The sequence below is a fragment of the Coprococcus sp. AF51-11b1 genome, assembly GCF_027682785.1.
Classification (GTDB): Bacteria; Bacillota; Clostridia; order Lachnospirales; family Lachnospiraceae; genus Allocoprococcus; species Allocoprococcus comes.
In genome coordinates, this window is record NZ_JAQCZB010000004.1 from 81,486 (window position 1) to 105,794 (window position 24,309).

Annotated in this window: 18 protein-coding genes; all 18 read right to left on the reverse strand. The window is 42.7% G+C overall.

Annotation, left to right across the window (positions count from 1 at the left end; genetic code table 11):
- Positions 1 to 2: 2 nt before the first annotated feature.
- Positions 3 to 1,226 carry a tyrosine--tRNA ligase gene (gene tyrS / locus PGY05_RS05810; RefSeq protein WP_173692569.1) on the reverse strand — a complete coding sequence of 408 codons (1,224 nt, stop codon included), beginning with the start codon at positions 1,224 to 1,226 and terminating at the stop codon, positions 3 to 5.
- A gap of 770 nt (positions 1,227 to 1,996) precedes the next feature.
- Positions 1,997 to 3,400: an alanine/glycine:cation symporter family protein gene (locus PGY05_RS05815; RefSeq protein WP_008373201.1), complete on the reverse strand. Its 1,404-nt coding sequence runs from the start codon at positions 3,398 to 3,400 to the stop codon at positions 1,997 to 1,999.
- A 130-nt stretch (positions 3,401 to 3,530) separates the two neighbouring features.
- On the reverse strand, positions 3,531 to 4,373 hold the full coding sequence (locus PGY05_RS05820; protein WP_022220784.1) for a carbohydrate ABC transporter permease: 843 nt from the start codon (positions 4,371 to 4,373) through the stop codon (positions 3,531 to 3,533).
- Positions 4,373 to 5,224 carry a carbohydrate ABC transporter permease gene (locus PGY05_RS05825; protein ID WP_270475501.1) on the reverse strand — a complete coding sequence of 284 codons (852 nt, stop codon included), beginning with the start codon at positions 5,222 to 5,224 and terminating at the stop codon, positions 4,373 to 4,375. Before PGY05_RS05825 ends, PGY05_RS05820 begins: the two co-directional genes overlap by 1 nt.
- Before the next feature lie 190 nt (positions 5,225 to 5,414).
- Positions 5,415 to 6,734 (reverse strand): ABC transporter substrate-binding protein, encoded by a 1,320-nt coding sequence (locus tag PGY05_RS05830; protein ID WP_055156079.1) that lies wholly within the window; start codon positions 6,732 to 6,734, stop codon positions 5,415 to 5,417.
- 165 nt (positions 6,735 to 6,899) lie between these two features.
- A complete protein-coding gene (locus PGY05_RS05835) occupies positions 6,900 to 8,207 on the reverse strand; it encodes an ABC transporter substrate-binding protein (RefSeq protein ID WP_215687171.1) in 1,308 nt (435 codons plus the stop codon).
- The gene (locus PGY05_RS05840) at positions 8,179 to 9,960 is read right to left on the reverse strand and encodes a sensor histidine kinase (protein ID WP_270475502.1); all 1,782 of its coding nucleotides are present in this window, start codon (positions 9,958 to 9,960) and stop codon (positions 8,179 to 8,181) included. Before PGY05_RS05840 ends, PGY05_RS05835 begins: the two co-directional genes overlap by 29 nt.
- Positions 9,957 to 11,555 (reverse strand): response regulator, encoded by a 1,599-nt coding sequence (locus PGY05_RS05845; RefSeq protein ID WP_270475503.1) that lies wholly within the window; start codon positions 11,553 to 11,555, stop codon positions 9,957 to 9,959. Before PGY05_RS05845 ends, PGY05_RS05840 begins: the two co-directional genes overlap by 4 nt.
- 35 nt (positions 11,556 to 11,590) lie before the next feature.
- Positions 11,591 to 12,058, reverse strand: coding sequence for a Na+/H+ antiporter NhaC family protein (locus tag PGY05_RS05850; protein ID WP_270475504.1), 468 nt, complete (start codon positions 12,056 to 12,058; stop codon positions 11,591 to 11,593).
- A 79-nt stretch (positions 12,059 to 12,137) separates the two neighbouring features.
- On the reverse strand, positions 12,138 to 17,240 hold the full coding sequence (locus tag PGY05_RS05855; RefSeq protein WP_270475505.1) for a penicillin-binding Tp47 domain C-containing protein: 5,103 nt from the start codon (positions 17,238 to 17,240) through the stop codon (positions 12,138 to 12,140).
- Positions 17,241 to 17,308: 68 nt separating this feature from the next.
- A complete protein-coding gene (locus PGY05_RS05860; protein ID WP_270475506.1) occupies positions 17,309 to 17,824 on the reverse strand; it encodes a Gx transporter family protein in 516 nt (171 codons plus the stop codon).
- 14 nt (positions 17,825 to 17,838) lie between these two features.
- Positions 17,839 to 18,237 (reverse strand): NusG domain II-containing protein, encoded by a 399-nt coding sequence (locus tag PGY05_RS05865; protein ID WP_173686886.1) that lies wholly within the window; start codon positions 18,235 to 18,237, stop codon positions 17,839 to 17,841.
- A gap of 3 nt (positions 18,238 to 18,240) precedes the next feature.
- On the reverse strand, positions 18,241 to 19,104 hold the full coding sequence (locus PGY05_RS05870) for a 4Fe-4S binding protein (protein WP_270475532.1): 864 nt from the start codon (positions 19,102 to 19,104) through the stop codon (positions 18,241 to 18,243).
- A 10-nt stretch (positions 19,105 to 19,114) separates the two neighbouring features.
- A complete protein-coding gene (locus PGY05_RS05875) occupies positions 19,115 to 19,549 on the reverse strand; it encodes an FMN-binding protein (RefSeq protein WP_270475507.1) in 435 nt (144 codons plus the stop codon).
- A 2-nt stretch (positions 19,550 to 19,551) separates the two neighbouring features.
- On the reverse strand, positions 19,552 to 21,321 hold the full coding sequence (locus PGY05_RS05880; RefSeq protein ID WP_270475508.1) for an FMN-binding protein: 1,770 nt from the start codon (positions 21,319 to 21,321) through the stop codon (positions 19,552 to 19,554).
- A gap of 28 nt (positions 21,322 to 21,349) precedes the next feature.
- Positions 21,350 to 22,441 (reverse strand): FAD:protein FMN transferase, encoded by a 1,092-nt coding sequence (locus PGY05_RS05885; protein WP_270475509.1) that lies wholly within the window; start codon positions 22,439 to 22,441, stop codon positions 21,350 to 21,352.
- A gap of 177 nt (positions 22,442 to 22,618) precedes the next feature.
- Positions 22,619 to 23,152: a GNAT family N-acetyltransferase gene (locus tag PGY05_RS05890; RefSeq protein WP_173685850.1), complete on the reverse strand. Its 534-nt coding sequence runs from the start codon at positions 23,150 to 23,152 to the stop codon at positions 22,619 to 22,621.
- Complete coding sequence (locus PGY05_RS05895; protein ID WP_022220794.1) at positions 23,153 to 24,304, reverse strand: double-cubane-cluster-containing anaerobic reductase; 1,152 nt, start codon at positions 24,302 to 24,304, stop codon at positions 23,153 to 23,155.
- Positions 24,305 to 24,309: the final 5 nt, after the last annotated feature.

Sequence of the window (24,309 nt, forward strand, 5' to 3'; positions counted from 1 at the left end):
TCTTATTTTGCGATTACTTTACGGAAATTCTTCTTTCCTTTTCTTACAACTTTTCCTTCACCTTCAAAGTCTGCTTTTGCAAATTTTGTCGCAATATCGGAAACCTTTTCTCCGTCAACGGCAACTCCACCCTGCTGTACGGCACGACGTGCTTCTGACTTGGAAGCAACCAGTCCACTCTTGTGAAGCAGTGTCAGGATATCGACAGACCCGTCTGCAAAATCTTCATCAGAAAGCTCTGCTGTCGGCATATCTGCTGCATTTCCTGAGCTGAACAGTGCACGTGCGCCTTCCTGTGCCTTTGTAGCTTCTTCTTCGCCGTGAACCAGTTTTGTCAGTTCGAACGCAAGGATTTCTTTTGCTGTGTTAAGCTGTGCGCCTTCCCATTTGTCCATCTCATCAATCTGCTCAAGCGGAAGGAATGTCAGCATACGTAAACATTTAAGAACATCTGCATCTGCCACATTTCTCCAATACTGGTAGAATTCAAACGGAGAAGTTTTTTCCGGATCAAGCCATACAGCTCCAGACTGTGTCTTACCCATCTTCTTTCCTTCTGAATTCAGAAGCAGTGTGATTGTCATCGCACTTGCATCCTTACCAAGCTTACGACGGATCAGCTCTGTACCACCAAGCATGTTGCTCCACTGATCATCTCCGCCAAACTGAAGATTACAGCCGTATTTCTGGTATAACATATAGAAATCATAGCTCTGCATGATCATGTAATTGAACTCAAGGAAGCTCAGTCCCTTTTCCATACGCTGTTTGTAGCATTCTGCAGTCAGCATACGATTTACGGAGAAATGTGCTCCGACTTCACGAAGTACTTCCACATAATTCAGATCCATCAGCCAGTCCGCATTATTAACCATCAGTGCTTTCCCGTCTGAAAAATCAATAAAACGGCTCATCTGCTTCTTAAAGCAGTCACAGTTGTGCTGGATTGTCTCCGGTGTCATCATCTGACGCATATCTGTTCTACCGGACGGATCCCCGATCATAGCAGTACCGCCCCCGATCAAAGCGATCGGCTTATTGCCAGCCTCCTGCAGTCTCTTCATCAGGCACAGTGCCATAAAATGTCCAACATGCAGACTATCCGCCGTCGGATCAAACCCAATATAAAACGTAGCCTTCCCGTTATTCACCAGATCCCGGATAAGCGGCTCATCCGTAACCTGCGCAATCAATCCTCTGGCCTTAAGCTCTTCATAAATACCCATTTTCCTAATTTCCTTTCTTTTTTCAAAACCTATATCTTAGTCACAGCCAATCTTCTCCCCCGGAGAAGGAGGCGTCCCGTCTGGAACTCTTTGAAGTCTTCAAGGATGTCAGCCATCCGAAAACCATTTCTATTTGACTGCATGTGCAGGCGGATGCTCATACTTCTTAGGTTTTGGGAATTTGTGTTATGATTGAAAATCCATCTGTCTGAGCGCAGCGAGTTATGGATTTTCAATCATGCCCTTAACAAATTTACAAAACCTTAGAAGTATCAGCCGCCGAACCCGCAGACAAATAGAAATAGATTCCGGATAGCGTCCGTCCTGAACCCCTTCAATTTTTCCAATAAAAAAACCTCGTCCTCCGGCCAATCAGCCTTTAAGGACGAGGTATATTCTCTCGTGGTACCACCTTAATTCACATCCGGCTCGCACCGAATGCCTCAGTCAGTAACTAACATTACCGTAGCAGGTATAACGTCCGCCACTCCGTCACAGCTTACTTGCGCTTCCGTGCGTTCGGTGTGAAACTCCAAGATGTATTCACATCTGACTCTTCGTGCACCTCTCATCAACCGGTTACTTTCTGTCTGAGCCTTGTCATCTGCTACTTGTTCTCTTCATAGTCTGTAATTTTCTCTTCTTTTGTCATACTACCGTATCCTTCAAAATTTGTCAAGCCGGATTTCACGCCAAATTATCACAAAACAACTTTTGTCAAATCCAATTCACAGCCTTCCATCATTTTCCGAACCACTCTCGCAGATTCCCTAATTCCAGAAATCCGTCTTCTGCTCCAGCTCAATATCTGCACTTTTAAACACCGGATTAACTCCCCGCTTCAACTGATCCTCATAATCCCGGATTGCCTTAAATGCCGTCCCGGACAAAATCAGGATCACCGGAATATTGATCAGTGCCATCACACCCATCAGTACATCGGAAAGATCCCACAAAAGCGACATTTCCATACCTGCCCCTAGAAATACAACAAATGCAGATACCAGGCGGAATCCGCGCATAAATTTTTTCCCCGGTTCCTTTTTATGGATATAGGTCAGAAGATTGTCGCAATAGAAACAGTTTCCAAGCAATGTTGTAAACGCAAAAAATACCATAGCCACCGTTATAAATACCGGACCAAATGCTCCCAGGGATTCCTGAAGAGATGCCTGAACCCACGGTGCCCCCTGCATCTCCCTGGTTGGATCAATGCCAGACGACATACACATCATCGCCGTTGCCGTGCAAAGAAGAAGTGTGTCGATAAAGACAGACAGCATCTGAACCAGTCCCTGTTTGACCGGATGGCTGACATTTGCAGAAGCAGATGCATTCGGTGCCGAACCGATTCCGGCTTCGTTGGAATAAAGCCCACGGCGGATACCCTGCATCATAGCAGAACCCGCAAACGCTCCGAAAATCGCCTTGAAATCAAACGCTTCCTCAAAAATACGCAGGAACATTTCCGGCACATTGCGGATATTGATGATAACCACAATCAGCGCCATACCGATATATGCAAGTCCCATCACCGGCACAAGCGTCGATGTCACCTTTACAATACGGCTTCCACCGCCAAGCAAACACCATCCGGTCAGAACTGCCAGAATCCCACCAATGATCCATGGGCTTACCTTCGGATCATAAAAAGAAAATCCGGAAAATGTAGACTGCAGATTGTAGGATGCCAGCATATTGAATCCAAATGCATAAGTCAGGATCATGGCAATACAAAACACGATCGCCAGTGGTCTGCAATGCAGCGCCGCCTCGATATAATAAGCCGGACCACCATAGCATTTCCCATCCTCTCCCTTTTTCTTGTAAATCTGTGCCAGCGTACTTTCAATCAGTGCAGACGCACTTCCAATGATCGCAATCACCCACATCCAGAATACAGAACCAAATCCCCCAATACAAATTGCCGATGACACCCCGACAATATTTCCCGTTCCTACTCTCGATGCCGTTGAAACCATAAGCGCCTGGAATGATGAGATTGCCTCTTTGTCGTCCGGCTTCTCCATCACGGACTCACAAGCTCTCTCAAATAAACGCACCTGTGGAAATCTTGTCCGGATTGTAAAATATAAACCTGCACCGATCAGAATAATCACCAGAAGTTTGCTGTACATAAATGAACTGACCGCCCCAATAATCGTCTGAAACATACCTTCTTTCCTTTCTCAATGTTTTCTTCCATTTTTGCAATATCTTAACGGAAACTCTCAAAATTTGCAAGCTTTTTCTATTTAAAAGCGGACAAGCAACGCCTGTCCGCCAAATTTATACTATATTTTTCTATCCCTTTACAGCTCCGGCAGCAACACCCTTGATGATGTACTTCTGTCCTGCCAGATATACAATGATGATCGGGATTACTGTAAGCATAATGCTTGCCATCATCGGTCCCATTTCAACTCTTCCGTAACTTCCGCGGAAATACTGGATCAGCATTGGGATTGTTTTATATTTCTTAATATCAAGTACAAGAGTTGGAAGCAGGTAATCATTCCATACCCACATTGCTTCCAGAATACCTACGGATATCATGGTAGGCTTCAGAATATGGATATCGATCAAAAAGAAGGTCTGCAGCGGATTACATCCGTCGATCATGGCAGCTTCTTCGATTTCTACAGGAATCGATTTTACAAATCCGCAGAACATAAATACCGCAAGACCTGCGCCAAATCCAAGATAGATCACCCAGATATTCCATGGCATATTCAGATGTAAGGTATCTGCTGTCTGTGACAAGGTGAACATAACCATCTGGAAAGGAACAACCATGGAAAATACAAACAGATAATATAAAATCTTTGAAATCGGACTATTTACACGGGTTATATACCATGCACACATGGAGCAACATACAAGAATAGCAACTACAGAAGTAATCGTAATAAATGTACTGTATCCAAGACTGCTTAAAAATCCTTTTGAAGCAACGGCATCTACATAGTTTGCGATTCCTGCAAATGCATCTGCAGTCGGAAGTTTAAATGCAGTTCCTGTACTGATCGCTGATTCTTTTTTCAAAGAGTTCATCAGGATCATAATGATCGGATAAATCCAGGCGAGTGCCGCAATTGTTAATATAACTATCCATATTGTATTTGCAATACTTTTCTTCTTTTTCATTACTGCTGCACCTCCTTAGATCTTGTTGCTTTCAGCTGTACCAGTGAAATAATGATAACCAGAACACAGAAGATCACTGCTTTTGCCTGTCCATAACCTTTCCACTGCATTCCGGCACGTGCGTAGAATGTCTGGTAAATATTCAGTGCCAGCATTTCTGTCGCATGGTTCGGATCTCCACCTGTAAGAGCCAGGTTCTGGTCAAACAATTTAAATGAATTGGTAAGTGTCAGGAAGACGCAGATCGTGATGGAAGACATTACCATCGGAACTCTGATTTTCCAGAGGATATCCCACTTTGCTGCTCCGTCAATCTCTGCTGCTTCGATCAGATCATCCGGTACATTCTGAAGACCTGCGATGTAAATGATCATCATATATCCGATCTGCTGCCAGCACATCAAAATGATAAGTCCCCAGTAACCGGCTGCAGAATTCAGTGCCAGAAGCGGCTGCCCGATGATCGTAAGCAGACAGTTGATCAGGATCTGCCAGATATATCCAAGTACGATTCCACCGATCAGGTTCGGCATAAAGAAAATAGTTCTGAAAATATTGGTTCCCTTTAACTTCTGTGTCAGAAGCAGTGCCAGACCAAATGCCAGTACGTTGATCAGTAAGATCGATACAATCGCAAATAATACTGTAAATTTAAATGAACTTGTAAATGATGTATCCTTGATTGCTGCGGTATAATTTGATATTCCAACAAATGTTGCATTTCCTACTGTTGTAAACTTACAAAAAGAAAGATAAAATCCCTGTGCAAACGGAATAATAAATCCGATCACAAATGCAAGAAATGTTGGGAGAACAAATATTGGTGCATGTTTTTTCAGTGCCTTCTCCATAGAAATCCTCCTCTTTTCCTTTTGCCCGGAAGGATCTTCCTACCAGGTGGCTCTCATTTCACTTTTTATTTTTATATGGAAAAACGTAGGTTCCCATATCCAGAAAACCCGCTTCGTACAGGCTCTCCTCTCACTTAAAAGGGGCAGGCAAGCCGCCTGCCCCTAGGTCAGTTCTTTTTATGCAACTTATTTATTCATTTGCAAGCTTGTATTCAGATGCCCATCCATCTACGAATGCACTTACTACTGCATCCCAGTTAGCATCTGTCTGATCTGCCGCATAAGCTGTCAGTGCAGATCCAACACCATTTTTCCACTCTTCTGAAGGCATTGTTGAGAAGTTCCATGCTACCGGAGTCTTTCCGTCTTCGGTCATCTGTTTGTCTTCTTTGATAAAGAGATTCTTAGATTCCTGAGCTTTCTTAAACGGAATGTTGAATCCCATATCGTCTGCCATACATTTTGTTCCTTCATCTGAAGTTACACACCAGTCCATAAAATCTAATGTAGCCTGAATATCAGCTTCGTCTGCGTCTTTATTTACGCACCAGTAATTTTCTGTACCTGTGCAGAGTCCCTGGTTTGCTTCATCGCCTACACCAAAGTAAACCGGAAGCATGGTCATGTCATCATCTGTCAGACCGCCATCGATCAGCTGTGTATATTCCCATGTACCATTCTGATAGAATACAGCTTTTTTATTCAGGAATTCATTTCTTGCATCGTCACCTGTCTTTGCAGCAAGATCCTTTGGATCGCATGTGCTGTTGTTGATGTACAGATCCCACATATCGCGATAATTGTCAAGATATGTGCCTTTGATTGCATCTGTTGTGTTAATTCCTTCATCCTGATATTCAAAGTAGATCGGAAGGTTTGCAAGGTGTGTCTTGAATCTCCAGTCAGAAGATCCGTCCATACCTGCTGAAGTAAATGCAGAAAATCCAAGTTCAGAAGTTCTATTTGTAATGTCTTCTGCTACTTTTTTCAGATCTGCAAAAGATTTGATGTCATCCGGTGTATATCCTGCTTCTTTTAATAATGTCTTATTTGTGATAATTCCGTATGTTTCAATAACATATCCGATACCCGCTACAGAATCTCCGTCTTTCAGTGCATAATCATCACTTGTGAGTTCTTTGTAAATATCAGAATCTGATAAGTCGTAGCAGTAATCTTTCCAGTTTGCAAGTCCTACAGGTCCGTTTACCTGGAATAATGTTGGTGCTCCGCTCTTTCCCATTTCACTCATCAGAGTGGTTTCATAGTTTCCGGAAGCTGCTGTAACAACCGTTACATCTACACCTGTCTCTTTTGTGTAATCCTTTGCCAGCTGCTGCCACTGTTCATCCTGCTCCGGTTTGAAGTTCAGATAATATACAGATCCTTTGCTGCTGTCCCCTTTACCGTCTGCACTCTTGCCATCGCTCTTGCTTCCACATCCTGCAAAGCATCCAAGTGTCATGATTCCTACCAGCCCCAGTGCCAGCCATCTTTTTTTGTTTTTCATAATTTCCGTTCCTCCTCGTCTGGATTTCTTTTCTATGCTTAGATAATAGCAAGAATCCAATCAAAGGCTGTAGCAAATCGCAAACCTCCTTTAACAAAAAATATACTTTTCGAAATGTAAAAAATTTGTTATTGATAAAATGACACCAACAGCCTTCTCCTCCCATCATCTCTCTTTCTCATACTCCCGGATACTTTCATCGGCAGTCTCCACCATCTGCGCAAGCGTCATTTTCCCGGCGGCAAGCTGTGGCAGGCACTCCCCGATCGTCTCTTCCTGAAGGATGGAGTTCCATTTCACCTGATAGTTCGGAACGATCTGCGGATTGTTATTGTAGGCATTTACATAATCCTGAAGGAGCTGGCTGATTTCAGTGCGTCCGTTCTTGTCCATCAGCTCTTTCTTCTCTTCCAGATTGAATTTCGTGCGAAATTTCAAAAATTCAACCGCTCCTTCTTTGACCTCCTCGCTGTAAGTGGAAACCACCGCCCAGCCAAAGGTTTCCGGTGAGGCGATCAGTTTATTTCCCGGAAATGCGGAAAACCTTACCTTTTCTTTCCATTCTTCCGGCAACTGGTCGATCATCCAGTATCCGTTCGGAATCATTGCCACCTTTCCTGTGACAAAATTATTGTATGCCACATCGTAGTCAGCATGAATTGCATCTTCTGTTGTATACCGAAACAATTTCTGCAAGTTTTCTGCAATTTCAAGACCGGTATCATTGGAATAGCTTTCTGGGAAAAGCTCTTTCATAAATGCATAGCCTTCTTCCGTGTGTGCTGCCTCTGCTGTTGCAATCAGCATCGGCGCCCAGCCGGTTCCTTCAGTGTGAAGTCCAAGCGGTGTGATTCCGTTTGCCTGCAGCCGGTCACAGCAGTCCCAGAATTCTTCCCATGTCTCCGGGAATTTCTCAATCCCTGCTTCCGCAAAAAGCTCCGGATTCCAAAACATGCCGGCGCACGCAAATGCCGCCGTACTGATCGGTCCAAGATAGATATTGCCATCCTCATCCGTACAGCCTTCCATCACCGCCGGTTCGATCATATTCCTCCACTCTTCATCCTCTTCCAGATACGGACTCAGATTCTCGATCCGTCCATCCGCAACCATCATCTGATAAAAGGACGGCAGGGTGCGCACATCATAGATCACAGCCGGAAGCTCGTCTGTGACATTTAACCGTTTCAGATTTTTTCGGTATTCCTCTTCCGTCTCCATGATCCATTCCACTTGCATATGATACGTACCGGCATATTCTTCATTAAATGCATCAACGACATCCTGTTCCGTTTTCTTGCCGGAAGTCGGATCTACCGTCAGAATGATCGGAATATCAATCTCCTTTTTTTCTGTGCTCCGGCTTGTCTGCCCCGTATTTTTACCACATCCGGTCAGCACTGTCAGAACCAGTGCGATACAAAACACCAATTGCAAATATTTTCTATAAATCACGTTTCTCCTTTCCGTCATCCGGAATTTGGATTGTACACCGGGTTCCATTTTCTTCTGCCTCATAGTAAAACAGCACATCCTCTCCATATTTCAGCCGCAGTCTGGTCAGTACATTCACCACTCCATATCCGTGTTCCTTATCCTGGAAGCATTTTTTCGCCTCCAGAATCGGATGCCCGTTTAAGGCATTGATCTTTTCCATCATTTCCCGGTCAATCGGCTTCCCATTATTGAATACCACGATTTTCAGCTGGCTATCCTCCCTCGCAATCTCAATCCGGATCAGACCATTCTCATAAATTTCGCAGAATCCGTGCTTGATCGCGTTCTCGACAAGTGGCTGCAAGATCAGCTTCAGCATCCACGTACTCTTCTCTTCCACCTTACACTCAATCTCATACCGGAACAGATTTGCATTCCGGATCTGTTGGATTTCCATATAACTCTTTACATTTTCCAGTTCGTCCTCCACCGTCACGATATCACTGCCCTTGCTGAGTGACAGACGCAGATATTTGGAAAGTGCCTGAATCATCTTCATGGTTGTCTCTTCTCCGTTTATCCGCGCAAGCATGTAAATTGTATCCAGCGTATTATAAAGGAAATGTGGGTTGATCTGTGCCAAAAGCATGTTCAACTCCGTCCGTCTGAGCACCCCTTCCTGTTCTTTGATCTCTGCCAGAAGATTCTCAATATTTTTTAGCATCTTATTGTAGGAATGTCCGATCTGATCCAGTTCTGTATTGGTATTCAGTTCAATCAGGCGACTGAAATCATTTCCGTCAAACTGTGTCATCTCTTCACTGATCTCCCGGATCGGACTGGTGAACCGCTTGGAAAAATAGATACTGAGCACAACCGCTACCACTGCCACAAACAGATAAATCCCGATCAGCACCGTAAGTACCCTCATCGTTCCCTGTGTCATTACACTCGACGGAACGACTGTGAACACCGTCATTTCAGAGCTGCTTTCTTTGTAAATGGAGCAGACACCACCGCTCACTCTCCGGCTTTTTGCAAGAATACCACTTGTTTCCTGTGCGCTGATCTTATAGACTTCCTGTTTTACCGCATCCGAAATCTTCGTCCCTTTCGGGCACCAATCAGCACATAAATTTCCCTTCTTATCCAGAATTCCGATCTGCACTTCATCTGTCATACTCCGATCCTTTCCAAGTATCGTTTCCAGAAAGCTGTCATTCATCTTGATGAGCAGCAGTCCTGGTTTGCTGGCGTATTCCATGCTGTGTACATATCTTCCGATAAACAATGCTTCTTTCTCCGTCCCAAACAGAGTATCCTTCGCCCAGAACCATTGTGTTTTCGCATAAGAATCTCCCATGTAATCTTCCAGATGGCTGTCTGAAAAATCTTCATAATCAATATGCGAGTAGGATCTGGCATAAACATTATTTTTATTATCTACATAGCAATATTCTGCCACATGATCCAGATTCATATAGGCAAAATATTTCTGAAGAGAGTTCTTTTCCACATCTGCAAATGAAGCTTTTTTCAGACTTTCCTGAACCTGATCGTAAGTAATACATTCTGCTGTCCCTTCATCCGCCTCTTTTGACAGTGTATCCAGAGCCAGCCCCATCTTCTCATTTAAAAATTCATATTTATCTGTAACCTCTGTGGTCAGACTCTGCCTTACATAAATCCAAACACCGATGCTTGACAGCAAAATTGCCAGCAACAACAGCCCCATTATATATCGAAGGTATTTTCTCTGTATTCCGGATTTAATCATCCATTTCTTCATTCTTCGTAATCCTTTTTGTATTCACTCGGTAATTTTCCTGTATATTCTTTAAATAAATGTGAAAAATAGGATGCATTGCTGATTCCCACCTGCTCACATACCGTTCCTATACTCTCACATCCATCCTGGATCAGCCTCTTTGCTTTCTCCATTCTCTGCTGTAAGAGATACTTTTTAAAGGTCATATGAAATGTATTTTTAAATACACGCCCGAAATATACCGGATTCAGATAAATCTGCGTTGCCACCTGAACAATAGAAAGTTCTTCCTCCTGCAAATGCTCACCGATATAAGAAAGTGCCACTGTCATATATTCCTTTGCACATTTATTTTCTCCGCTTTCTGCGTATTTTTCCCGTTCCTCAATTGCTTCTCCGAGGATCTTATAACTGACATCTACCGCCTGTGCTGCTGTCAGACTCTCCATATTCGAATAATAATTCCGGAACTGTTTCTGCAGTTTTTCCGTCATTCCGTAAGTATCGTTCAGCATCATCTCCGCTTGCAGCATAACCTTATGTATATAACGGATCTGTAACTCTTCCTCATGTGGAAGTGCGTAGATTAACGCAATAAAAGCCTGTTTTAACTCTTTAAACGTATTCTTCCGAACAGCATTGACGATCGTAAGTCCTGCCTCTTCACAATCACTTTTTGCCGCTTTTTCTTCCTTTTTCACAGGTATGGAAAAAGTATTCTCATTTGTGGCACTGCTGCAGATTGGCTCGAAAAGTCCCTGCGCCTCTTCGTAACTTCGGCGGATTCCATCCAGTCCTTTATACGGTTTGGAAATCGATGCAGTAACCGGACTTTTCTGTTCCCTTTTAACCTGTTCCAGAATCTGCGCAATCTCGCGCACTGTCGCATTTTCCTTTGTCTTGATCAGAAATACATGACAACCTTCTGCCTTTTCAAAATGCCAGAAAAAATACCGCTCTGAAAACATTTCTTCCAGAGATTGTATCAATTCCAGCCTGGCTGCTTCGTAATTCAGTGCATCCGTAATCTTATATGTAAGATCAAGATCCACACACATTGCAATAAAACGGTCGCCCTCTTCGATCACATCTTTCAAGATCACAAATACTTCCTGCACCTTTTCATAGGAAATTTTATTCTGTAAATACTTCTGTACAACAACCTGGAGAAAACTGGTGGAATCTTTTCGGATCATATTTTCCCAGCTTTCATAACGCTCTTCGCTCTCCAGTTTCTCCATACAGGTCTGGTATGCGCCCTGCATGGTCTCCTGCAGTTTATCTTCCTCGATTGGTTTCAGCAGATATGCATATGCACCAAGATCACACGCCTGCTGTGCATAATTAAAATCACGGTACGCACTGAGCACAATAAAAACCGGATCCAGCTCTGTCTTCTGGATCTCTTCCATCACCATCAGACCGGAAACCTGTTTCATCCGGATATCCGTCAGTACGACATGGGGCTTCACTTTTTTGATCACTTCAATTGCCTGCTCCCCACTCTGTGCCTGACCGGCAACTTCAAATCCCATCTCATTCCAGTTGTACGTCTTAACCAGTCCCTGCAGAAGGATTGGTTCGTCATCTACAATCACAAGTTTTAATAATTTCATACCATTTTCCCCATTCCTGATAATCTTCCTACTTCTTATTTTAGATAAGACATGATAAAGAATTTATCAAAAACTATACTTTTGATGCAAAAAATCATACTTTTACCAAAAATTATACATTTCGGAAAAATAAATAGCAAGAAATTTAAAAAAGCCGTTACATGATCGATATGATCAGATCCGGTTGCAAGTGATGATAAAATCGTGGTATCAGAAAGCGGTGAACAATGATCTCCAAAGCATCCTCCACCCATTACAGCTGCTATTGTAGCATATACGACCGGTGTTAAAGCTCCACCAGATATATTCAGAGCCATCTGTACACAGATTGGTGTAACAATCGCATAGGTTCCCCATGAAGTTCCTGTAAAGAATGCAATAAAAGCAGATACTACAAAAGTCAATGTCATAAGGATCGTCGGTGTCATCCAGCTTTCTGTAATAGAAATTACATAATCTGCAGTTCCTTCGGAATCTCCTATAAAAAAAAAGCTGGCAGACAAATGTATTTTTTCTCATCTGTCTGTCAGCTTTCTAATTCTTATTCTAATTTGATTCTTTGTTACAAATTATCGTATAGTCTTATTTTCTTTTTCTGCGTTTCCAAGCAAAGCCGCCCATACCTGCTCCGAGCGAAGAAACTGCAAGTCCAAGCCAGCCAAGTACACTTGCCGGATCTCCTGTTTTTACAGAATCGTTTCCGCTTGTCTTGGATCCATTGGTTGTACCATCTGTCTTCTTTACAGATGAGCTGCCTTTCTTTACAAGTGCTTTGATCGCTTTGTTCAGGCTGTTTGTTGCATTATCTACTGCTTCCTGGCTTTCTTTTGCTTCCAGTGCTTTCTGGGCATCTGAAAGTGCGCTCTGCAGTGCTTTCCAGCTATCTGCTGTGTAATCTGCTTCTTTAAGCGCTTTTGCATCTGCAATTGCTTTTTCAAGAGAAGCAGTATTGATTGCAACCGGTTCTTCTTCAGCTTTAACCAGTGCATCTTTTGCTGCATTTAAAGCAGCAAGTGCCTGATCAACTGCATCCTGACTTTCCTTTGCTTCCAGTGCAGTACGTGCGCTCTGCAGTGCTGCCTGGTATACACTCCAGCTATCTGCTGTGTAGTCTGCTTCTTTAAGGTTATCAGCTTCTGCAATTGCAGCTTCCAGTGCTGTTGTATCAACCTCTGCCGGTGCCGGAGTCTCTGCTATCTTGTAAGTAAATGTAAGAGGAGTTTTATAACCTGTTGAAGCTACTGTAATCTGGAATTCCGTTCCAACTACCGCATCCTTAAACGGATCTGCATCTGTCTTGATCGTACCATCCTTATTGATAATAACTACGGAGCCTCTTCCACTTGCTGCATAATCTTTACCATTTACATTTACAGAAGTAATATTTCCAAGATAAACTTTAAGCGCATCTGTGTCAAATCCTTTTGCCTCTACAAGTTTCTTATTCTCTGCATCATATGCTGCAGGCATATCTTTTGTTGTCAATGTAAATGTTGTAACAACATCTGCATATTTCTTGCTCTTATCTTTAATTGTGAGAGTATATTTTCCAGGTTTTACAGAAGCTGCTGCTCTGCTCTCTGTCGCTGCTTTAAAAGTCAGTTCATTACCTTCTACCGACACATCCAGTCCATCCACACTGTATTCCGGTTTAAATTCATCTGGAAGCTTTACATTGATTTTAGTCTTGCCTGCTGTAATGTCTGCATCTGCAACTTCTACTACTGTATTATCAGCTTTCACCGGAACATAAATATCCTCAATATCCATTGTGTATAAACCATTTGTTGTATAATACTCAATGCTGTCAATGGTCTTGCCCATCATAGATTTATAGTGTTCAGAAGATGTCGGACAATTGTGAACTGACTCTGTAAATCCAGTACACCATGCAAGTTCTGTACCTCTCCAGATATTTTCCAGATGACGCATACCATACGCTGTTCCGTCAGTCGTCTTTATTACAACCGCATTTACACTATCAGATGAAATTTCTTCCGGAAGGCCATCAAGGTCAAGCTCATAGTCTCCATAAGATGATTTCGTTGAAAGTTCTGCTGTGACTCCTTCTACCACCTTTGCTTCCTGACCTTTTACCTCACTGAATACAAGATTTCCATCTGCATCAAGTGACACTTCTTTATAATTTGCCGGTATTTCTGAAAGCGGGTAATATGCATAAGATGCGTTTTCAAATAATGTATCTTTTCCGGTCAGAGTTGTAGTACTTGTCTGACCTCTGTTTGTAACTGTAATATCTACCGTATCACTGTCTTCTACTTTTTTGTATTTCGAAAGATCTACCGAAGAATCTACTTTTACAGCATAAGTGATACCATCAATACTGGATCCATCTGCTTTTTCATGGTATGATCCACCTGCAAGGCCTTTGGTTCTGGTCTTGTTCTTTGTCGCAGAAGTAAATGCATCTACCGCAATATCATTACCTGTTGTTTCAGCTTTGTAGAATTCTGCGTATGGGATGTTCATGAGAACATATTGCACTTTCACAAGAGAGTCAATTGCATCTGTCAGATGTTTAACCTGTTCGTTTACTTCTGACTTCAATGGATTTTCTGACTTAAGGAGATCTTCTGATTCTTCCAGTTCATCCTGCATCTTCTTCCAACTATCAGTAGTATACTTAGATTGATTCAAGGCTTTTGCTTCATCGATCTTGTCCTTCAATGCCGCTATTTCTTCTGCACTTGCTGTTTTTAATGTGGCAATATTCTCGGTTCCAACCTCAAAATTATAGCTGTAATCAGCATAACCAAGTCCATAGATAGTAATCTTCCAGTAACCGGTTCCATTCGTATTTTCCGGCAGCTGGCATCTTAAAGAATCAGTAAGTCCAAGCTGGATCCCCATTGATTTATGCATCCAGTTATCTGATGCAAATTTTGTTCCAAATACTCTTACCGGATTTGTATAAGTATCATCATTTCCATAGTATGTCCATTCAACAGCCTGCATCGCAGAACCAAGTCCGCCATAATTTCCATTAAAATCTACACGGATGAATTCTCCATAGCTTCCAACTTTATCTCCTGCTTTGACATCCGGAGTAACATCAGCAGTTGCAAGCTGTGTATCCTTTAATCCAGAATAAGATCCTGTTGTTCTTGCTGAAAATGTGAAAGAACCATCTTCCTGCTTTTCTGCTGTCTTAAGACCATTTGTATTTGGGGTTACATCTGCAATTGCTGTGTATGACTGGAGCTGATTTTCAGAGAATCCTCCACTTAATGTGCCTCCGTTTTCCACAACTGCATATTTTTTTCTTAATGCATTCAGATCTGCTGTCTTTACTTTGACCGGAACATATTTGATACCTGTCACTTTATAATCAGCCTGGATAAATGAGCTTCCGTCTTCAGCTGTAAATACTGCTTTTTTATCTTCATTGGTTGATCTCGTATAAACACTTCCGTCTGTCATTACAGCTTTTCCATCTGCATTCCAGTATGCAAGATCATATTCGTTTCCATTTGTATCTTCAATAACTGCGCTGCACTGGAAACTTCCTCGATGTAATCCATGATTTGCAGTCGCTCTTGTTACTGCATCAAAAGCACCCTTGTCATACTCATTACGTGAATCTACATCAGCAGAGGATTCTGTATCACCTGCTGCATAGACACCTTCATTTGCCCAGTATTCAGACCAGCTCATACCAACATAAACATAAGAATATTTACTGTCTTCTTCCGGCACTTTATAAGTAAATGTGTATGTCTGATAACCGTCTTCTGCAATTGTTATGGCAAATCCCTCTCCTGCTTTTGCATCTTTAAATGCATCCTGTGAAAGATCCAGTTTTCCGTCTTCTGTGATCAGTTTTACTGCTTTTTTCCCGGAAGCCGCATATTCTTTTCCATTCACAGTTACGGATGTAATATTTTTTAAATATGTCTGGAATTCTTCTTCATCAACACCATCCGCTTTCACCACAGCCGGATCTTTGTCATTCTCATTATATTTTACCGGCGTTGTCTCTGTGTAAACATTAAAAGTCGTTGAAATCGGTACATAATTTCCATTCCTATCACTAAGCGTAACTGCATATCTACCTTTTGCAAGTGCTTTCTTAAAATTAATTGTTCTTGTAGTTGTCTTGCCATCTGATTTGATCTCAACAGAATATGCATCTTCATCGATTCCATCAATTTTATATTCTTCTTCAAAATCATTTGGAAGTCCACTTACCGTTATAGCTGTTTTTTCTGATTTCACAGATACATCCGCTACTGATACTTCTCCGTCAAATTTCTTTGCAACTTGCTGATCCATCGGAATTTCATAAATACCCTGATCTGTGTAGTAAGTTACTTTATTGATCGTCTGTCCCATCATGGCAGCATAATCTTTGGAATCCAGTGTGTTCCCATGGGATTCTGTTACAAATCCAGTACTCCATGCAAGTTTTGTTTTCTTCCAGATATTTTCCACATGGCGAAGTCCATAACTGCTTCCTTCTTTTGTGCTGACCACTACACCATATACAGTATTCACATTTTTCAGATCCTCACTCGTAATATCTAACTGGTAATCACCATATTTTGATGACGTAGAAAATTCAGTTTTCGCATTTGTCAAAGTTGTCGGTCCTTCTCCCTTTACTTCGCTAAAGCTGAGGCTTCCATCCTCATTTACAGTTGCCTCTTTATAATATGACGGTGTATCACTTAATGTGTAATAAGAATAGCTTGCGCTTTCAAATAATGCACCTTGTCCCTTATATGTAACAGTATTTTCTTTTCCTTTAATATTTGTTGTAATCGTAACTTCACTTTCATCAGTAACCTGTGTATATTTTTCTAATACAGATGCATCACTGATCTTAACCGGGAATGTTACACCGGTAATATCTGAACCATCACTATTTACATGATAAGAACCTGCTGCAAGGGATGCTCTTGTTTTCTGCTTTGTTGCTGACGAAACAGCATCTGCGCCTGCGACACCGTCTGCTTTATAAAAATCGGCATATGGGATGTTCATTAATACATAGACTTCTTTCTGTACGTCTGGTGTTTTCGTCGACACAAGTGCATCAATTGCATCTGTTAACTCTTTTGCTGCCATATCTACTGCTGTCTGATCTTTTGCTGTAAGTGCTGCTCTGGCTTCTGTCAGCTTATCCTGCATTGCTTTCCATGATTCATCTGTATAATCAGCTTCAGTTAAACTTTCTGCTTTTGTGATCGCAGCCCGAAGCTCATCTGTTTTCACATTATTTTCTTCTTTTTTAGTTGCATTTTCTAATGCATTATTTACTGCATCAACGATCGCCTTAGATGAGCACGTCGCTCTTGATACTGCATTGATTCCATCTGTTCCATTGGCATCTATAATCTGCTGTACAACACCTGTCGGATTCTTTTTCGTTCCGTTAGCAGCATTCGTAATATAAGTATTATTATCTTCTGCTCCATTTCCCTTGATATTTCCTATAGATTTGATTACTCCATTTTCTATCGTTACCTCTACAGAAAGATCATATTTTTCAAAATCCTCATATTCATCCGGTGTACACTTTGCAGTCCCTGTATATGTTCCATCCTGAATCTTCGCTACATCCTCACTGTTTGCCGCAAACACCGTCGACGGACAAAGTCCAGCTACCATCGACATTGCCACAGCCATCGTCATAGCTTTTGTCTTAATTGTTCCCTTTCCCATAATTACCTCCTTGTTGTTGATAAAATTTATTATTAAGTTAGTTTCTGCTAACCCATAATTAAAAAAAATTAACCTATCTGCACCTCTCTCTCCGATTCTCTTTTTACGATCGGAAGCAACTTTTTACTTATCATTCCCATCACAAATCCGGTCACTGTACCGGCGATCAGAAGTGCCGGAAGATAATAGATCAGTTTCAGATTCTCTACCACAACTGATGCCACAATGATCTGACCGATATTGTGTGACACGCCTCCGGCGATACTGACTCCGGCTACGGAAAATCCTTTCAGCCTCTTCATCAGCGCCATGACCAGAAAGCTTAAGATTCCTCCTGCCAGGCTGTAAACGATCGACATTCCATTTCCAAATAAAAAGCCGGTCAGCAGGATTCGCATAACTACCACCAGAAATACTTCCGGAAATTCCAGAAAATACATCCCAGTCACTGTCACCAGATTGGCAACTCCGAGCTTCATTCCCGGTATCCCGAAATTGATCGGTATTAAGCTTTCCACATAACTGAATATCATCGCCAGCGCAACCAGCATTGCCATATTGGCAAGTTTTTTGTTTTTATTCATCTGTTTTTCCTTTATCATTTTGCGATCGTATCCGGAGCTACATCTTCCGGATCTGAAGTTCCAAAGCTCTGGTCATTCTCATTTTCCAGAACCTCTACTACGAGCTTATGTGGCAGACAGACGATCGTCTGTGTATGCCCGCTGATCTTTCCCTGCTCTTCACAGTATCCATCCGGGCAGTTTGCCTCTTCCATATACGCCTTTCCGTCTTCGATCCGGATCCGGTTATAAAAATCGCCATCCTTTACTTCGATGGTCTGATCCTTCGACAAGGAATACGTTCCATAGATTTTCCCATCCAGCATAACCCGGATCTGATTTCCTTCTTCCCCTCTCGTCAGCTGCATCACAAGCAGCATCGCAAGCGCAATCACAATAATTCCTGCTCCAAGTATCAGATCTTTCTTCTTCATCTTCTATACACCCAGCCAGAGTAGAAGAATCAGTAAGATTACTGCCCGCAAAATCGTAAACCAGAATTCATTTCCACAAAGTCCTTTTACTCCGGTATGAATATTTCCTTTCGGACAGGTATCGATACATTTCTGACACTGGAAACAGTCCCCTTCTACCTTCGGAGATCCATCTTCCGGAAGTCCAATGTTAGAAGGACATTTCTTTGTACATGCCTTACATCCTTTGATGCAGTTTTCCCGGTCTCTGTGAAGTGCGAAAAACGGAAGGACCGGAAGCAGGGAAAACACAGCTCCCATCGGGCAGAAATTTCTGCAGAAAAACCGTTCTTCAAAACACATTCCCACGAGAATCAGAACCAGAAGAACGAGTCCCACCAGATATCCGCCAAGCTTAAAGTTGCCTGCATGGAGCATGGAAAATACATCCCACGGGCTGGTTCCTTTTGCTTTGCTGTAGACGCCTGTAAAGCACAGGATTGAAATCAGTGCCAGTACAATATATTTCAGATAACAGAGCTTTTCTGTCCATGCATCCGCAATCTGAAGAGGTTTCTTTTTCATCTTTTTACAAATCCACACATAGAGTGCATGCACACCATCTCCCAGTGTACCGAACGCACAAGCGAATCCGCAAAAGAATCTTCCGAACAGAATGGTGTAAATACAGATCACAACCAGTACTGTCACGAAAGAGGTCACGGCAACCTTTTCGCCTGCACCGATCTGTGTAAAGATGTATTTCACTCCGGCAAATGCCGCTGTATACACAGATGGGATAAACAGAAAATAAAGTACCTGGATCAATGCTCTCAGCCATATATGTAATTTTTTTATATCTTTCGCCGTTAAATTATGAATATCCATCTTTTTCACGTTACTTTACCGCCTTTTCCAGAGCCTGTTCCGATGCATTTTTGATTCCGGTCGAGCTAAATGTCGCACCACTGATCGTATCTACATCTGCGCTCTGTGCATCGATGATCTTCGGAATCATATCCTTTGCCATGGAAAGGTATGCCCCGTCTTCTTTCTCTGCCGATATCACATTGATCTCTGCAATCTTGTTTTTCTCAATCTTCACTTCTACCTGGATCGTTCCGCCAAATCCATCAGCTTCCCCGGTATAGGTTCCGTCCTTGTAGTTTGTGGAACCTCCATTTTCACTGTCTGATTGTCCGTTTCCGGCAACCTGTGCGGAAAGCCGGGCGATCTCATCTTCTTTCGCACGCACATCCAGCACTGAATTGTATCCCAGCAGAACTCCCACGATCGCGAGCATACTTACCAGTCTTACCCAGAATTCTCTCATTGTTATTCAGCCTCCATATCTGTCGGTCTTTCTGCTGCTTCCAGTACTTTTTTGCATCCTTCCAGGATTGCATTGGAAGAGCAGGTTGCACGGGAAACAGTATCAATATCCTCCGGCATTCCTTTATCTATGATCTGGAATACCACACCTTTTATGCTTGAAGTACCATTTACCGCTCTCTTAATATAGCTGTCATTACTGCTTGCACCATCGCCTGTGATATCCGTAATTGACACAATTTTATCGTTGCGGATCTCCACCGACATTGTCAACTCATACTCTTCAAAATCTTCGTCTTCATCCGGCGTACACGGAACGGTCACTTCATAAGTTCCACTGACATATTTTGTATTTTCTTCGTCTTTTCCATCTTTTGATTCCAGCTGAGCAATTGCTGTTTTCAGCTTTTCTACTGCTTTATCCACAATAGTCTGTTTTGTTTCCTCGAGTGCTTCTTGTGCGTCCGCAATTCTGGTCTGCAGAACTGCCCAGCTTGTTTTTGTGTATTTATCTTCTTCCAACTTTTCTGCTCTCTCGATCAGCTCTTTCAGATCAGTCAGATCCGGCTTCTCATCAATGGATTCTCCATTTGTCACTTTCTCTGCCTGTTTCAGTGCATTCTTGATTGCATTTAACAGTCCTTTGGAACTGTAGGTTGCTCCTGACACAGTATCTACATCGTCTGTCTTCTGTGTCCTTATCACCTTTTTCACAACATCCATTGCACGATTAAAGAATGCTTCATCATCTGAGCTTTCTGTGATCAGGATTGCTTTGATCGTCTTTTCCTGGATCACGACCGCAACGGATACATCTCCGCTGTAACCCTCTGCTGTTCCGTAATAGATTCCTTCCTTGTACGGAACAGTTCCGGTTACAGTAGAACTATCGTCATCTGACGAACTATTGTTATTACTGTTGTTATTGCTATTTTGTGTGCTGTCCGATGTACCATTTACCACCGCCTGACCCAGCGCATCCCGGACTGCCTGGATAATTCCGACAGAGCTGTAGGTTGCCCCTGACACCGTATCCACATTGGTACTCTGTGTCGTAATAATAGAATCGATCAGAGAAGCTGCTTTGGAAATATAATCGCTTCCGTCACTGTTCTCCACAATCTGGATGGATGCGATCTTCCCTCCGCTGATTTCTACCATAACCTTCAGCGGACCGCCAAATCCGGTTCCCGAACCGTAATAAGTTCCGTCCTTATACGCTGCCGCATCTTCTACCTGTGCCACACTAGTTGAGCTTCCTGCCGCCGCCCCTGTCTGACCGGACTGCGCCTGTCCTGTCTCGCTGGTATCCTTTTCCCCGGTCAGCGCATTTTTTACGGCGCTGATGATTCCTCTGGAACTGAACGTTGCTCCCGATACAGTATCCACATCCAGCGTCTGTCCTTCGATGATCTTGTCGATCACCGCTTTCGCACGCGTGAAAAACGCCGCATCATCGGAAGAGCTCAGAATATCAATCGAAACGATCTGCTTGTCCTTGATCAGTACCGATACGGTGATGTCTCCTGCATACCCGGTTCCGGTTCCCTTATACACACCATCCTCCAGGTTAAATGATCCTTTGGCTGCTGTCTTTTTTTCTTCTTTCTTCTCTTTTGTCTCTTCTTTTTTTGCCGGTGTTTCTTCCTGTGTCGCCGCATAGACCGGAGCCTCATATCCACTTAAAGAGCCTGCCACGCACGCCGTAACCAGTGCAACTGAAAGAACGGGTGCAAACGGTTTTAATTTTTTACCGGTTTCTTTGATGTCCATCTCTCATTATCCTCTCATTTCACGCAAATTATTTCGTAATAACCTTCATGTTAAAATCCGTTGTAAAGCTGTCTTTCAGACCTTCTGTCACATAAATCGTCCCATCATCTGTCGCAAAGATCGCCTCAAACTCATTACTGTGCGCCTTCCAGAACTCTGCCGCTTTTTCTTCTCCCATGATAAAAAGGGAGGTGGAAAGCCCATCTGCAAGGGTTCCGTCCGAGCTTACGATCGTGACAGATACCAGTCCGTTCTCTGCCGGATATCCGGTCTTTGGATCAATAATGTGATGATAGGTCACACCATCCTGTTCAAAATAGCGTTCATATCCACCAGATGTGATCACCGCTTTATCCCGAATGGATAAAACTCCCAGATAATCCTCTGTGTCGTCCGGACTCTGTACCGCAACCCGCCAGTTGCTTCCGTCTGTCTTGGTTCCGAGTGCCTGTACATTTCCACCCAGATTTACCAGACCACTTGTAATCCCGTTTTCTTTGAAAATATCCATAATCCGCGAAGAAGTATAGCCTTTTGCAATTCCTCCAAGGTCGATTTTCATCTGGTCATCTTCAAAAGAGATTTCTCTCGTATCCTTATCGTATGAGATCTTCGCTGCATCCACATGCTTCAGAAGCCCTGTCAGTTCGTCAGCTGATGGGACACGGAAATTCTGTATCGGAAATCCCCACGCCTCCATAACCGGATAAATTGCGATATCAAATGCCCCATCCGTTTCCTTATTCAGTTCCAGTGCGCGCTTCACAAGATATCCGCCATCTTCTGAAAGTGTTGCACTTTTCTGTTCATTCAGTTTTACAATCTCACTGTCTGCATTTCCCGTTGATAAAAGTGTATCTAATCTTTTAATCTCTGCTTCAGCGGCATCCACCGCATCCTGTGCTTTTTCTCCATATGCTGTCACTGTCATATAGGTATCCATTGCAAAAATGTCTTTTGATGCCTCATTATTCTGAGAGGTTCGTTCTGTACTTTCCTTCGAACTGGCTGTTCCTTCACTATTTTTACTCTTTGTTGTATTCTGACCACCTTGACCGCATCCACCCGCGAATACAGATACGCACAGACAGACCACAATGATTTTATTTTTGAATTTCATTCTGTTTCCTCTTGTTTGTATTCTCTAACTTAGAATAGTTTATATTACCACAAGTTAGTATGTCAACATTGAAGTTGTTAGTTAAGAAACTTTCTCATTTTACAATTCATACTTGTATTCAAAAAGAGCTTATGGAAAATGTGCCATTACATTTTCCATAAGCTCTTTCGTTTTTTTCTAAGATTCTAATGTTTTACTCATAACATATCTTCGTTTCCCGCCATACTTCTTTGTCTCGAGAACTGCCTTCATTCCAAGCTTTTCCATATTGCGAAAACTGTATATATTATCCGGATGAACTGTTGCCATCAGATACCTCATCTGCTTATTTTTTACGATTGCTTCTGACTGACAGAAAAGCTCATATTGCAGTCCGTATCCCTGATACTCCGGTACTACAACAGCAATCTCCAGATGCGCAACCCGCTTCATTTCTTCCCTGGAAATCTTCAGATATTCTCCCAGGTTGTCCTCTGCCAGTCCTGGAATACGGACAATCATGATTGCTGCAATCTGTCCATTTTTCTTTGCCAAAAGGGTAAATCCTTCCTCACGGATATGCTTTGCAAGAAATTCTTCATCCTCTGCCTCAAACCATTCTTTCACGGGAACACTTTCTCCGGCAAGCTTTACTATACGACAAATTTCAGGAAGATCCTCCTCATTCGCCCTGCGGAACTGAAACGCATTTCTCTTCGTCATACTCTCCATTTACAGCATCTCAACAAACGCAGCAAGTCTGGTGTTCAGCTGTCCGATGTCTGCCTGAGAGTAATCGGTTTCCACACTGATATACGGAATTCCCTTTTCACCTGTCACAAACTTGCGGATGGTATTGGTCTCCACATTGTAGGTATGACAGGCCTGAAGGATCATATCTACCACACCGTCTACCTGATATTCGTCGATCAGTCTTCCAAGAAGCTCCAGACGATTCGGGTTCGGCGTCATAACAGAACATCCAATGCTGAGGTATCTTCTTGCGATTGCATCGTAGATATCTTCTGCGTCCTCGTCTACCAGCTTGTCAATGGATTTTGCACCGCTGCAATTTTCAAAAGTTACAACAATACCGCCGTTGTCTTCTACGGCACGGATTACTTTTTCAGTTGCTCCTCCGATTGGACATCCTGTGATCAGGATACGTGGTTTCTTCTCTTCTCTCTTGCCCTCTGCATATTCTTTTTCAATCTTCGCAGTAAGAGCATCCACTTCACCCGGGATCAAGGAACGGTCAAATTTGAAGGTGCTTCCGTACAGAACTTTGAACAGATCCTGTCCTTTGATCGGAGCCGGATCATATTTCATTACTTCATAAAGTTTCTTTAAGGATCGACGTGCCTGATTCTCTGTCTTTACAGCTTCACGGATCTGCTCTTCCGTGATCGTCACGCCAAATTTCTGTTCCAGATATTCCTTGAAACGGATGATCTCGCCTTTCCAGAGTTGAAGTCCCGGTTCTCTCTGGCTATTCGGAAGTTCCATAATAAATACATCTTTGAATTCTGACATATATTCATACATCTTCTTCTTACCATCACAGGTTGTTTCCCCAACTACTACATCTGAGAAATAGAAGAACGGACATTTGTCTGTCTTTGCAAATCCATAGCTTGATTTGATCAGCGGACAGAGGTTCTTCGGAAGATCTTTCTCTGCTTCCGGAATTGTCTCATCAGAAGTTGAGCAAAGGCTTACGCATCCTGCCCCCATCGCCATTGCAATCTCTTTCGGGAAGTATGTACAGTACGATCCAACAACTGGAACCCCTTTCTCTTTTAACTCCTTGACAGCCAGAAACGATTTCTGTCTCTGCTCTGCGAATTCCTCAAATACCTCTGGTAAATCTTTAATCAGTTCCATTTTCA

Bases quoted from the DNA above. Each gene is read 5' to 3' on its own strand.
- tyrS (WP_173692569.1), bottom strand. From the start codon at position 1,226: ATGGGTATTTATGAAGAGCTTAAGGCCAGAGGATTGATTGCGCAGGTT.
- PGY05_RS05815 (WP_008373201.1), bottom strand. From the start codon at position 3,400: ATGTTTCAGACGATTATTGGGGCGGTCAGTTCATTTATGTACAGCAAA.
- PGY05_RS05820 (WP_022220784.1), bottom strand. From the start codon at position 4,373: ATGAAAAAGAAGAAAAGTATTGCAAATACAATATGGATAGTTATATTA.
- PGY05_RS05825 (WP_270475501.1), bottom strand. From the start codon at position 5,224: ATGGAGAAGGCACTGAAAAAACATGCACCAATATTTGTTCTCCCAACA.
- PGY05_RS05830 (WP_055156079.1), bottom strand. From the start codon at position 6,734: ATGAAAAACAAAAAAAGATGGCTGGCACTGGGGCTGGTAGGAATCATG.
- PGY05_RS05835 (WP_215687171.1), bottom strand. From the start codon at position 8,207: ATGACGGAAAGGAGAAACGTGATTTATAGAAAATATTTGCAATTGGTG.
- PGY05_RS05840 (WP_270475502.1), bottom strand. From the start codon at position 9,960: ATGAAGAAATGGATGATTAAATCCGGAATACAGAGAAAATACCTTCGA.
- PGY05_RS05845 (WP_270475503.1), bottom strand. From the start codon at position 11,555: ATGAAATTATTAAAACTTGTGATTGTAGATGACGAACCAATCCTTCTG.
- PGY05_RS05855 (WP_270475505.1), bottom strand. From the start codon at position 17,240: ATGGGAAAGGGAACAATTAAGACAAAAGCTATGACGATGGCTGTGGCA.
- PGY05_RS05860 (WP_270475506.1), bottom strand. From the start codon at position 17,824: ATGAATAAAAACAAAAAACTTGCCAATATGGCAATGCTGGTTGCGCTG.
- PGY05_RS05865 (WP_173686886.1), bottom strand. From the start codon at position 18,237: ATGAAGAAGAAAGATCTGATACTTGGAGCAGGAATTATTGTGATTGCG.
- PGY05_RS05870 (WP_270475532.1), bottom strand. From the start codon at position 19,104: ATGGATATTCATAATTTAACGGCGAAAGATATAAAAAAATTACATATA.
- PGY05_RS05875 (WP_270475507.1), bottom strand. From the start codon at position 19,549: ATGAGAGAATTCTGGGTAAGACTGGTAAGTATGCTCGCGATCGTGGGA.
- PGY05_RS05880 (WP_270475508.1), bottom strand. From the start codon at position 21,321: ATGGACATCAAAGAAACCGGTAAAAAATTAAAACCGTTTGCACCCGTT.
- PGY05_RS05885 (WP_270475509.1), bottom strand. From the start codon at position 22,441: ATGAAATTCAAAAATAAAATCATTGTGGTCTGTCTGTGCGTATCTGTA.
- PGY05_RS05890 (WP_173685850.1), bottom strand. From the start codon at position 23,152: ATGGAGAGTATGACGAAGAGAAATGCGTTTCAGTTCCGCAGGGCGAAT.
- PGY05_RS05895 (WP_022220794.1), bottom strand. From the start codon at position 24,304: ATGGAACTGATTAAAGATTTACCAGAGGTATTTGAGGAATTCGCAGAG.